A 12887-nucleotide genomic window follows, 5' to 3' on the forward strand; every position below is an offset into this window, starting at 1 on the left:
TGTTCTTCATTAGCCATTAGCCCAGTGAACCAGCGCCTACTATGGTGTACGTCAAGCGCGTGGAACTTACCAACTTCAAATCCTTCGGCGGTACTACTTCAGTCCCTTTGCTGCCGGGGTTTACTGTCATATCTGGGCCAAATGGTTCCGGTAAGTCGAATATTTTGGATGCGCTGTTGTTTTGTTTGGGACTTGCCAGTTCTAAAGGAATGCGAGCCGATCGCTTGCCGGATTTGGTAAATAATACTCAAACGGCTAAGGGACGCGCATCTGTGGAAGCCAGCGTCACGGTGACGTTTGATTTGACGGGGGAGGATATCTCACGCAGAGACGCAGAGGCGCGGAGTGAGGAAGGCTCGGAGGAATTGGAGGAATCACTCGATACAGACTCAGCACTCAGCACTGAATGGAGTGTTACAAGACGGTTGCGGGTGACTCATCAGGGAACTTATACGTCAAATTACTATATCAATGGTGCGGCTTGTACGCTGACGGAGTTGCATGAGGCGTTGGAGAATCTGCGGATTTATCCTGAAGGCTATAACGTAGTGTTGCAAGGGGACGTTACTAGCATTATCTCGATGAATGCTAGGGAAAGGCGAGAAATTATTGATGAGTTGGCGGGGGTGGCGGCGTTCGATCGCAAAATTCACCAAGCTAAGGGTACGTTAGATGAGGTGAAGGAGAAGGAAGATAGTTGTCGGATTATTGAGACAGAGTTAACTGCACAACGCGATCGCCTTTCTCAAGATAGGGCGAAGGCGGAAAAATATCAAAAGCTACGGACAGAATATCTGCACAAGCAATCTTGGGAAGCGGTGTTATCCTGGCGTTCGCTGCAAGCACAGCAAGAAAAGTTAGCGACGGAAATTCAAAATGGCGATCGCTCTCATAATGACCTTACACTGCAATTAGAAACTTTAAATGTCGGAATTACGCAAAAAACGGCGGAATTAGAAAAACTCAATGCTTATGTAAAGTCTTTGGGTGAAGAGGAACTGTTAGCAGTACAAGCGACTCTCGCTAACCAAGAAGCAGAACGCAAGCAACTCCAGCGTCAGCAAACAGAATTAGAAACAAGTTCCCAAGAAACCGCTAAACGCTTGGTGCAAACACAGCAAGAAATCCAACAGCATCAGCAAGCTTTGGGAGAAATTGCCGAAACCCAAAATGTCGAACGGCAATCAATTGTATATTGTCAACAGCAACGGGATGAGGCAGAACAAGCACTACAAAAATCCCGTGAAGCCGCCGCCGAAATCGCCACCGCCTCGGAAGCTTGGGTACAGCAACAAACTGCACTGAACCGTCAAATTGAAACTGTACTGCAAACTCTGGAACCGCAACGCACAGAGCAAGCACAATTAAGAGAACGTAATAGTCAGCTACAAGAATTAATTCACGAACAAACTCAGTTAATTGCCACTTTAGAGCCACAGTTGACAGAAAAACAAGCTGAATGTGCGCGAGTCGAGGCAGAGTTTAATAATTCTAGTGAACCCATTCAGAATTTAGCGCAAAATCTCGCCGCCACAGAACAGGAATTACAAATTCAGCAAGATACTCAAAAGCGGCTTTCTAATGAACAACGGGAAAAACAACGCCAGTTAGATAAAATTGAGGCGCAAACCCAAGCACAACAAGAAGTCCAAGGAACACAAGCTAGTAAGGTGATTATCCAGTCGGGGATGCCTGGGGTTTGTGGTTTGGTGGTACATTTGGGACGGGTGGAACCCCGCTATCAGTTGGCGTTAGAAATTGCGGCGGGTGCGAGGTTGGGACATATCGTTGTTGATGATGATGGGATAGCTGCGGCTGGGATTGAATTACTCAAGCAAAAACGCGCCGGGAGAGCGACATTTTTACCTTTAAATAAGATTCAGGCTCCGAGAATTACCCAAGATGCGACGCTGCGGTTAGCAAATGGCTTTGTTAATTATGCAGTGAATTTGGTTGAGTGCGATCGCCGTTATAAAGATGTGTTTAATTACGTCTTCGGTAACACGGTTGTATTCGCCAATTTAGAACAGGCGCGGAAAAACCTCGGTTTATATCGCATCGTCACCCTAGATGGGGAATTACTGGAAACCAGTGGCGCAATGACTGGTGGTAGTACAAATCAGCGTTCAGCATTACGCTTCGGTACAGGGGAAGCGGCAGAATCAGATGAAGCGATCGCGTTGAAAAATCGCTTGGTAGATATTGAACGAATTTTAGATCGTTGTATCGATGCGATCGCTTCTTTATCCAGCAAAACCAAACAACTCAGCCAAGAACTCACCGAAGCACGCCAAGCACGCCGCGAACAGCAATTGCAATTAGAACAGTTACAAAAAGATATTAAAGCTTTAACGACGCAATTAGAAGGCACGCGATCGCAACTTGCCCAAAATACCGAAAAATTCTCCGCCGCCCAATCGCGCCTAGAAATTTTAGATAAAGAACTACCAGGGCAAGAAACGCAATTACAACAACTGCGTCACACTTTAGCAGAATTAGAAGCATCACAAACGCCTAGTGAATGGCAGCAAATCCAAGCGGTAATTAAAACCCAAGAGCAACAATTACAACAACGGGAATCCGCATTACGGGAAGCAGAACAACGGCTGAAAAACTTGGAAAATCAGCAACAGCGCCTACAAGAACGCATCCAAGAAGCAGAACAAAAAAATTGCTCAGTATCATCAAGAACAAGCAAATTCTCAGCATAGACTCCAAACCCTCAGCACCCAACACACAGCACTCAGCACTCAAATAGCTGAAACTCGCGCCAAACTCAGCGAAATGGAAAAGAGTTTGGGTGAAGAAAAGGTAAAACGTGACGCGATAGAACAAGAAGTGCGATCGCATTTACTCCGTCAGCAACAATTAGAATGGGAACTGGAAAAACTCCAAGAAACCCAGCAGAAGCGGCGTGAAGAAATAGAAACTTTGCAAAATCAATTGCGAGAACTACTCCCAGAATTGCCTAGCCCTTTACCGGAAGTACCAGAACAGGTAGATTTAGAAGAATTGCAGAAAGAATTGCGATCGCTCTCTAAACGCCTGCAAGCAATGGAACCTGTAAATATGCTGGCGTTGGAAGAATACGAACGCACCCAAAACCGCCTGCAAGAACTCACAGAAAAATTACAAACCTTAGAAGCCGAACGCACCGAATTATTATTAAGAATTGAAAACTTTACCACACTGCGACAACGCGCTTTTAAAGAAGCTTTTGACGCAGTGAACGAAAACTTCCAATCAATTTTCGCCACCCTCTCAGAAGGCGACGGCTACTTGCAACTTGATGATCCTGAAGATCCCTTTAACAGTGGTTTAAACTTAGTCGCGCACCCCAAAGGTAAACCCGTACAAAGACTAGCTTCTATGTCTGGGGGTGAAAAATCTCTCACCGCCTTAAGCTTCATTTTCGCCCTGCAACGCTACCGCCCATCACCTTTTTATGCCTTTGATGAAGTAGATATGTTTTTAGACGGGGCAAACGTAGAACGATTGGCTAAAATGATCAAACAACAAGCACAACTGGCACAGTTCATAGTTGTGAGTTTGCGTCGTCCGATGATAGAATCAGCCGAACGCACCATTGGCGTTACTCAAGCACGAGGCGCTTATACCCAAGTTTTGGGAATTAAGTTAACATCCTCGAATACATCTGCTTGAATCTTTGTTAATAATAGTGTATAGATAAACCGGATTCGAGATCAGGACTCGGTATAGAATGACCTCTGAACAGATAATTAGGCGTTCCGACTTATTAAATACCCAGGTGATTACCCGCGACAACGCCAAGCGGTTGGGGATTGTGAATCAAATCTGGGTTGATATTGATCAAAGGGAGGTTGTGGCTCTTGGTTTACGAGACAGCCTGATCTCTATCTCTGGACTGCCACGCTATATGTACCTTAGTAGTATCAACCAAATTGGTGATGCCATTCTGGTTGATAACGAAGATGTCATCGAAGATATTGATATTGAAGCTTTCAGTAATCTGATTAACTGGGAAGTAATTACAGAAACAGGTGAAGTCTTAGGTAGAGTCCGGGGCTTTAAGTTTGACGGTATCTCAGGCAAACTGCACTCGATCATTATTGCTTCTTTGGGAGTACCACAAATTCCCGACCAATTTCTCAGCACTTACGAAATTTCCATCGACGAAGTTGTTAGCACAGGCCCCAGCAGATTAATTGTGTTTGAAGGAGCCGAAGAACGTACAACCCAATTAACAGTAGGCGTTTTAGAACGTTTAGGTATCGGCAAACCACCTTGGGAACGCGATGCAGAAGAAGAATATGGTTATTCTGCACCACGCACAATTGCACCACCGAATCAGCTACCTAGTGGAACACCTTTACAGCCACCCAAGCCAAAAGTTCGCACCCCCGAACCAGTAGCGCGGGAAGAAGAATGGAACGAAGACTACGTAGAAGAAGAAAGACCAAGGCGCGAAGTCATGCGAGCGCGACAATATGAGTCTATCCGCTACGAAGAAGACGAAGAAGAAGATAACTGGAGTGAAGCCACAGGCGGCGACAGATATCAACAACCGCCCAAGTACGAAACTAAAGCCTACACCGACGATTACGATGATTATGACGACGATGTAGAAGGTGATGCTTGGGAAGATGCACCAAAACCCGTGAACATTCCCAAGAAAGTCAAAGAAAGACAGCCAGAATACGAAGAAGAAGGCGGATATTAATTTTCAACCCCTCCTAAGTTATCAGGAGGGGTTAATTTTTCTGGTGTGTTGTCATTTGTAGTGGAAGGCAGGAGGCAGTGGTTCGGCTACTTCGGCTGCGCTCAGTACAAGTTTGCTCACCAAGCAGCCAGGAGAAAAAGTCTTAATATTCGTGGCATTCAACCTCCGCTCGGCTTCTTGCAGAGTAGGGACTGCCCCGCAAAGACGCTATAACTCAACAAAAAACGTAAAAATGATTTTGGAGGGGGTTTGGGGGACGCAACCGTCCCCCAATCGGGGGCGTGGGGGAGAATCCCCCAAATCTTTCTTATGCTCTGATAGGTAGAGTAGAAATTGAGAAATTAACTCTCATTATCTTAACGAAACCGTATTAATTTATTACTGTTGTAGAGACGTTGTATACAACATCTCTACATGATTGGTAAGCTATTACACATTTAAATTGCATAATTAGGGCAGGCAAAATGCCCACCCCACAAGAGTTATTGGCATTTCCGTTATGCAAACTAGATGTGGTTTAGCTTACAAGTTAATAATGAAATTAGCCGCCCCAGATTTTTTCGGAAACTGTTGTGGGTGAAATATCTGCTACTTTCCCAGAGGGGGATTTAATGGCGAGGAATTTTTCACTTTTTGGTAACAGTTTACCTGGATCTGAGGAGCCGAACAAACCAATGGTATAAGTCTGAACTGCAACACTCAACTGTAATGGCGCACTTTCGGTAGACAGCATCAGGTTTGCACCAGCAATCATAGCTGTCAACTTACCTGTATTATCAGGAGATGTGACTTTGATTTCCGGACAGGATTCGCGGAGCATCGCACAAACTGTTCATCATCAGCACCTTGAATCACAACCACAGACATATCTGGCTGTTTTTGTTGAAATTCTTGAATAATTGGCTGCCAATTCTCAACCGGATAGATTTTCTCAGCACCTTTCGCCCGTGAGCTTGAATCAACCCCTCCATAAATCAAGACGTAGCCTGTGTCATTTACGCCTAGACGTTTTTGCTCGTTTTGTGACCAGTCGATATCGGGTTTCGGGACATTTACTGCTAACTCTGGTACGGGTGTGGCTATACCCAATGGTTTTAGCAACTCGTGATACGCCGCCGCTACATACTGAGATGGATTAAACGGCACAGTATGAGTCAGAAACACGGCTCCTTTGCCTTGAAAGCCAATACGCATGGGAATCCCTGTTAACCAGAGCATTAGTCCCACTAACCAGCTTTGCCCAAAAGCAATGGCGACATCATACTCGCGATCGCGCATTGTGCCTACCAAGTTACCCCAATCTGCTAGACTGTTACGATCTTTATAATCAAAGGTCAGTACCTCGTGAACAGACTTGCTCACTCGATAGGCAGCCTTTGACTGGGGTTCCGTAACGACATCTATCTGAGCGTCGGGATAATCACGCTTCAGACTATCTAAAGTCGGAAAGAAGAGAATTTGGTCGCCAATTCCGCCAGGTACAAGGGCTACTACTCGCATAATAATTATTGACGCTTACTCGCTCCTTATTTTAGGGGAATATAGGTATGAAAGATTAGGGAGTGGACAGTGCTGACCTTCCCAAATATTTAATTATTAATTCCTTTACAAATACCCAAATTTGATTATCTCTTCTTAAAAATATAAAAATACACTTACTACGGAATGTGTCAAGATTGGTATGATTCTAGAAATAATTAGCTGAACTAAATACTTCATTTAGTCAGTGATTATACTCTCACAGGAGGAAATTTCTTTGTCTAGACGCTATTTATTTACCTCCGAGTCAGTAACTGAAGGTCATCCAGATAAAATCTGCGATCAAATTTCAGATACGATTCTTGATACCTTACTGGCACAAGACCCCAGCAGTCGCGTAGCTGCTGAAGTAGTAGTTAATACTGGTCTGGTATTAATTACTGGTGAAATTACTACTAAGGCTAATGTCAATTATGTGCATCTAGCTCGCAAAAAAAATCGCTGAAATTGGCTATATTGATGCAGATAACGGCTTCTCTGCTAACAGCACCAGCGTGATTGTAGCATTAGATGAACAATCACCTGACATTGCCCAAGGTGTAAATGTTGCCCAAGAAACCCGCCAACAGGATAGTGATGAACTATTCGATACCATTGGGGCAGGCGACCAAGGTATCATGTTTGGCTTTGCTTGTAACGAAACTCCAGAACTGATGCCCTTACCCATCTGTTTGGCGCACCGCATTGCCCGCCGACTGGCAGCAGTCCGCAAAACTGGTGAATTACCATACCTGCGTCCTGACGGTAAAACTCAAGTAACCGTAGTCTACGAAGATGGGAAACCTGTAGGCATTGATACTATCCTGATTTCCACACAGCACACAGCTACAATTGGGGAAATCACTGATGAAGCCGCAGTGCAAGCTAGAATTAAGCAAGACCTCTGGACAGCAGTGGTTGAGCCTGTTTTTAGTGATATTGACATCAAGCCTGATCAAGAAACTCGCTTTTTAGTCAATCCAACAGGTAAATTTGTGATTGGTGGGCCACAAGGTGACTCTGGTTTGACAGGCAGAAAAATCATTGTTGATACCTACGGCGGCTATTCCCGTCATGGCGGTGGCGCTTTCTCTGGCAAAGACCCCACAAAAGTAGACCGTTCTGCGGCTTATGCAGCTCGTTATGTAGCCAAAAACATTGTAGCGGCTGGCTTGGCAGAAAAATGCGAAGTGCAGTTGAGTTACGCGATCGGTGTAGCTAGACCAGTCAGTATTCTCGTAGAAACCTTTGGGACTGGCAAAGTGGATGATGAAATTTTGTTGGAATTAGTCAAACAAAACTTTGAACTACGTCCAGCAGGAATTATTCATGCTTTCAATTTACGTAACTTACCAAGTGAAAGAGGCGGACGTTTTTATCAGGACATCGCGGCTTACGGTCACTTGGGACGGAATGATTTAGACTTGCCTTGGGAACAAATCGACAAGGCCGAGTTGTTGAAGCAAGCAGTTTCTCATTTACGTTCAACTGCGATCGCCTAGCACTCTAACAGAGTTACAATCGCAGACTGAGCAAAATCGGGAGTAAAACACAGTCAACACTCCCTACATATATAAATTCCTCTGTCTTCCTATTGCTTGAATAGTAGCAAGGCAGAGGTTTTTTAGTATTCAGGCTATCCAAATTCTAAAATTGTTTGAGAATCCTACTGATCGGTGCTAAGATGCGAGATGAATTAATCTGTCTGGCATTTAAGTATTTCCATCGTACAAGACAAGATTAAAAATAAGTACAGTGTATTTAATAGTTAAAACATACCTGATATTAACTAGGTTTCAAAAACCTTAACGCTAAAGATAAAATTCCTGCATAAGCTTTACTATAAAGAAGTATTGATTATATGCAAACATAGAATTTTATCATTTTCCTGTGTTTTTGTATACATTCATATCAAAATCACCTAAATACAATAAAGTAATGGCAATTATTTAAAGAATAATTATTTACGCTGCTTCTTACAAAAAAATTGTGTAGGTGTTAATCACCAGTTAATTTAATTTTAAAGATGGAATTGATGTGGCGATTTTTGCGGAAGGGCGAGGAGATTTGAGGAATGCAAACTCACAAGCCTAACCCAATTGACAGTAATTCAGCAAGCAAAAAAATGCCAGCCAAAGATTCATCAAGCGAAGAACTGCCCACAATCGAATTTCCCTCCAGTGGGAAACTCAAAGCCAGTTCTTGGCGGATACATCAAAAAATTGGCTATGGCTACTTTGTAGCTATTGGTATTGGCTTTTTCGGCTCACTGACTGGTCTGGTGATTGCCAATTACTACCGAGGACGAGAAATTAGACAGTTTAATCAAGCCCAAGAACAACGCCAACTACTAACTAACTATAAAAATGCGGTAGTAGGAGCGCAATTACATAGCTCTAATTTAGTCGCAGTATTAGAAGATTCTCAACAACTGCTCACTAAAAAAACAGAATTTTTAAGGAATGTTAATAAAGCTGAAGATTTAGAGCGAAAAATTGACAATTTTATCGAAAAAAAGCCGATGCAATTAGCAGCGACCAGTGCTAATTTACAAGCTTTATTGGAAGATTATACAATTAACTTAAAATCTTACGTAGACCAAATAGAAGCGGTCTTAAAGGAAATTGATAAACAGCCGCTACAGCCCCAGCAAATTGCTGTAGTTCGAGAGCAGTTGTTAAAAATTATGCGTGGTGAAACCGCCATGCAATTAGATAGTCTTTCGGATAAATTAACGAATATTCTGCAAACTGCCGAAAATCAAGAACAAGATAGGCAAATAGATGTAGAACAGGCAAAAGGTGTTGAAAGATTAATTGTGATGGTGAGTATGCTGGTGTCGGTAGCGATCGCAGCTATTATCGCATGGCGCACCAGTCGAGCGATCGCTGAACCAGTCATTACAGTTACTCAAGTCGCCGAACAAGTCGCCCGCAAATCTAACTTTGATTTACGCGCCCCCGTTACCACCGAAGATGAAATTGGCTTATTAGCAAAATCATTAAATCGGTTGATTGAGCGAGTTTCAGAACGCACGAAACAACTAGAACAAGCAAAAGAACTAGCCGAAGCCGCCAGCACAGCTAAAAGTGTCTTTTTAGCTAACGTCAGTCACGAATTACGTACACCCTTAAATGCAGTCATTGGACTCAGCCAACTACTGCAAGATGACGCTACAGATTTAAACTTATCGGGAGACTTTATTACCGATTTAGAAACCATCAATTCCGCAGGTAGACACTTATTAGAATTGATTAACGACATCCTCGACTTATCCAAAATTGAAGCGGGGAAAATGACTCTTTATCCAGAGACATTTGAAATTGCCAATCTGATTAATAATTTGGTATTGACTATTAAACCTTCCATTGAAAAAAATGGCAATATTTTAGAAGTAGATTACGACGAACAGCTAGGTACAATGTATGCTGATCAAACAAGAATGCGACAAGTACTTTTAAACTTGTTAAGTAATGCGTCTAAATTTACGACTAACGGCAAAGTTACCCTCACTGTGAAAAATGAAAAACCCAACTCATTATCAGACTCTCCCTTGGGGATAATTGCGTTTACTGTTGCTGATACAGGTATTGGGATGACTCATCATCAACAGCAACAATTATTTCAACCTTTTATCCAAGGGGATAATTCCACCACCAAGAAATATGGTGGTACTGGCTTGGGTTTAGCCATCAGTCGTCATTTTTGTCAGATGATGGGTGGTGAGATTTCTGTGAAAAGTCAGCCAGGAGTAGGTTCAACTTTTACAGTACGCCTACCTCTGACTGTCAAAGAATGATACAGTATAATTCAGCAGGTATTAATACCGTTTCTTTATGAGACTGCGCTAAATTTATTTAGCTGTTTCTTTGTGTGCTTTGCGCCCTTTGCGGTTCGTTATATCATTCGGCGCATCTTCATACTGTAGAGACGTTACATGTAACGTCTCTACAGAGTTTTGGGTTTTACGCTTGTACCTCGTTTACCCAAAATACGCTGTATACTTCATACCTCTCATCTTTTCGTCGTACTATTTAAGTCCTGTGATTTGGTTTCACACTTCAGACTTTCTAAAAACGATAGCCTAATCCTGCTTGGAAGCTAACGGCATCAGCATCACTGTTTCTATAAGCGTCAATGCCCCATTTAGCATCACCATAGGCAATAACGTTTTTGCTAACTTCCGATTCTAAACCCAAAGTGACTACAGGTGCATTGCGATTACCTAATGGGGTGTTGCGACCTTCATCAGCCAAAAACGAATAACCACCACCTACGTAAACATTAGTATTTTTAGTGATCGCGGCATCGTAAGTCAAAATAGGCATAAAGGCAGTTGTATCACCACCAAATAACACGCTTCCGCGCAGTGATACAGGTGCATTGGGGATGGCATAACGTCCTTGGACATTACCACCAAATTGAGCATCATCATTTCCTTGTCCACCACTAGTAGCACCAGCTGCAACACCAGCACCAATGTAACTACCGTTAGTACCAGCAGTTTGAGCAGCAGCAATTCCAGCTGAGAGGACAATAGAAGCAACTACGAGAAAAGAAGTAGTTAAAGTTCTGAGTTTCATAAGTTTCTCTCCACTAGAGTTGAGTGCAATCAATGCTCTCTACTACTAGGGTCGCTTTTTTAACTCGTTTTACCCTCCTACACTCAGGTAGCCAAGTGGGTGAAAAATTCTTCACCCAATTGGGTGAACTAAATCATATCGTGTCCAGTAAAAGACTTATCGTCAAGACCGCAGGGAGCAGGGGGAAGAAAAGTTTTGTCTTTCAGCACAGATGTGCAGAATCATAACTGATTTGCCGGACATGATATCAAGAATTATTTTTTGAAGAAACGCTGACGCACCCGTATCATAAAAGTATTGACTTCTGGGATTTTCATGAGTGAAGCGATCGCACCAAACACAACTAAACCCACTACACCAGCAATTGACAACTCTATTAACTGAACTATTAAACCTGTTGTACCTAACAACTGCTGTAAACCAAACAAAGTCCCATAGCTGACAAACCCAGTCACTACACTGCCACCGAATAAACCAAAAATTGGTACACTCCACTCACGCCAAGGTAAACCATTCAGTTTCCGGTCTAGTAACCATAACAGCATTAACATAGAACTGCAATTCACACCCACAGTTGCTAACACCAAACCCGGTGCGCCAAAGGGTTGTACAAAAAAATAATCCAATACAATGTTTAGCAAAATGTTAAAAGTGCTGATGCGAAACGGTGTTTGACCATCTCCCAAAGCGTAAAATACCCGTACTAACACATCACGCCCCAAGTAAACAAACATCCCAATCCCATAAGCAACCAATAACGACGAAACTAACTGTGTAGCATCTTGTTTAAAAGCACCGCGCTCATATACTATCTGCACAATTGGTACAGATAACACCACCATCAAAGCTCCTAGAGGTAGCATAGTGCAGGCTGTGAGTAATAAGCCTTGGCGAATACGTAATTTCAAATCTGGCCAATTTTCGGGTTCTGCTAGTTTGGCGAAAATTGGCAATAAAGGTAACAAAATAATATTAGAAATAATCCCTAAAGGTGTTTGTACTAGCAAATTTGCATAGTTAAAGCCAGCCGCAGCACCAGGGATAGGGCTGGCAAAATAAAGGTCAGTGGCAACATTAATCGGCATCATTCCCGAAGAAATGGTTGCTGGAGTCATAATTTTAATGACTTCTTGAACACCAGGGGCTTGAAAATCAAACCGCAACCGCAGTGTTCCTAATCCCAACCGCCACTGCACAATTAGTTGCACCACCCACTGAAGAATTGCGCCTGCTAAGGTTCCCCAAGCTAACACCATTCCGCCGATAAAGGCATATTCTGGCAGAATAATGTTTTTACCTAATTGCAAAGCCAAAATCCCAATACCGATAACTACAGTGATGCTCGATAATAAGGGGCTAATCGAAAGTAACCAGTATTGATTAGCTGCATTGAGCGTGCCAAAACCAATGCCAATCAAGCCGGAAAATAAAGCCATCGGTGCCATGATTTGCAGTTGTTGGATGGCGATCGCTCTTGTATTTTCTGCCAAACCATGACCGACAATATCAACAATCGTATCTGCTAAAAAAACCTGGGCAACCGTTACTAATAACAAAATGCCACCCACTAACGTTGTCACGGTTTCTACCAAAGGTGCTGCTTCTTGTTGCTTGCGCTTGGCTAAAACACTCACAACAGCACTGTGTAATGGCCCATTCACACCACCCAGTAATATCAATAAAAAGCCAGGAATAATATAGGCATAGCTATAAGCAGTAGCAGCTGCACCAACACCAAAAGCGGCTGCGATCGCCTGCTGCCGGATCAAACCAAATACTTTACTAATTAATGTGGCTGCGGCAACAATGCCAGCAATCCCAGCGAAAGAACGAGATGATTTTTGTTCTTGATTAGTCACGAATAATACCTGACAACTCTTGCAGAGTGCATATCTGACAATATTTAACCTGAAATCTCGCCATCTGTCAGGTCAATTTTAAGAGAAACCCAAAGTTTAAATAAAACCATTTACATAGCCAGGAATCAAAAAGGTTTCATTCCCTGACTTTGACATGCTCATAAGTTCTTTTACATACCAATTGAATTTTTCAAGGCTTACCCTTACAAAATCCTTGATTCTTCA

At 42.9% G+C, this 12887-nt stretch carries 4 protein-coding genes and 3 pseudogenes; 4 read left to right on the forward strand and 3 right to left on the reverse strand.

The window, feature by feature from the left end:
* The first annotated feature begins 41 nt into the window (after positions 1-41).
* Together smc and ACX27_RS26385 are read left to right on the forward strand one after the other, a co-directional pair.
* Positions 42-3663, forward strand: a pseudogene (gene smc / locus ACX27_RS26380) (chromosome segregation protein SMC).
* Between the two features lie 58 nt (positions 3664-3721).
* A complete protein-coding gene (locus ACX27_RS26385) occupies positions 3722-4702 on the forward strand; it encodes a PRC-barrel domain-containing protein (protein WP_062296807.1) in 981 nt (326 codons plus the stop codon).
* Between the two features lie 541 nt (positions 4703-5243).
* On the opposite strand, the pseudogene ACX27_RS26390 reads toward ACX27_RS26385, so the two are convergent.
* Positions 5244-6202 (reverse strand): annotated as a pseudogene (locus ACX27_RS26390) (glycosyltransferase family 9 protein).
* Positions 6203-6458: 256 nt separating this feature from the next.
* Between ACX27_RS26390 and metK the strand changes: the two are divergent.
* A pseudogene (gene metK / locus ACX27_RS26395) lies at positions 6459-7722 on the forward strand (methionine adenosyltransferase).
* Between the two features lie 572 nt (positions 7723-8294).
* Positions 8295-10019 carry a sensor histidine kinase gene (locus ACX27_RS26400; protein WP_062296809.1) on the forward strand — a complete coding sequence of 575 codons (1725 nt, stop codon included), beginning with the start codon at positions 8295-8297 and terminating at the stop codon, positions 10017-10019.
* A 271-nt stretch (positions 10020-10290) separates the two neighbouring features.
* On the opposite strand, the gene ACX27_RS26405 is transcribed toward ACX27_RS26400, so the two are convergent.
* The gene (locus ACX27_RS26405; RefSeq protein ID WP_062296811.1) at positions 10291-10803 is read right to left on the reverse strand and encodes an outer membrane beta-barrel protein; all 513 of its coding nucleotides are present in this window, start codon (positions 10801-10803) and stop codon (positions 10291-10293) included.
* Positions 10804-11057: 254 nt separating this feature from the next.
* Positions 11058-12662 carry a murein biosynthesis integral membrane protein MurJ gene (gene murJ / locus ACX27_RS26410; protein ID WP_062296813.1) on the reverse strand — a complete coding sequence of 535 codons (1605 nt, stop codon included), beginning with the start codon at positions 12660-12662 and terminating at the stop codon, positions 11058-11060.
* Positions 12663-12887 lie beyond the last annotated feature (225 nt).

This window comes from Nostoc piscinale CENA21, assembly GCF_001298445.1.
GTDB classification, from domain to species: domain Bacteria; phylum Cyanobacteriota; class Cyanobacteriia; order Cyanobacteriales; family Nostocaceae; genus Nostoc_B; species Nostoc_B piscinale_A.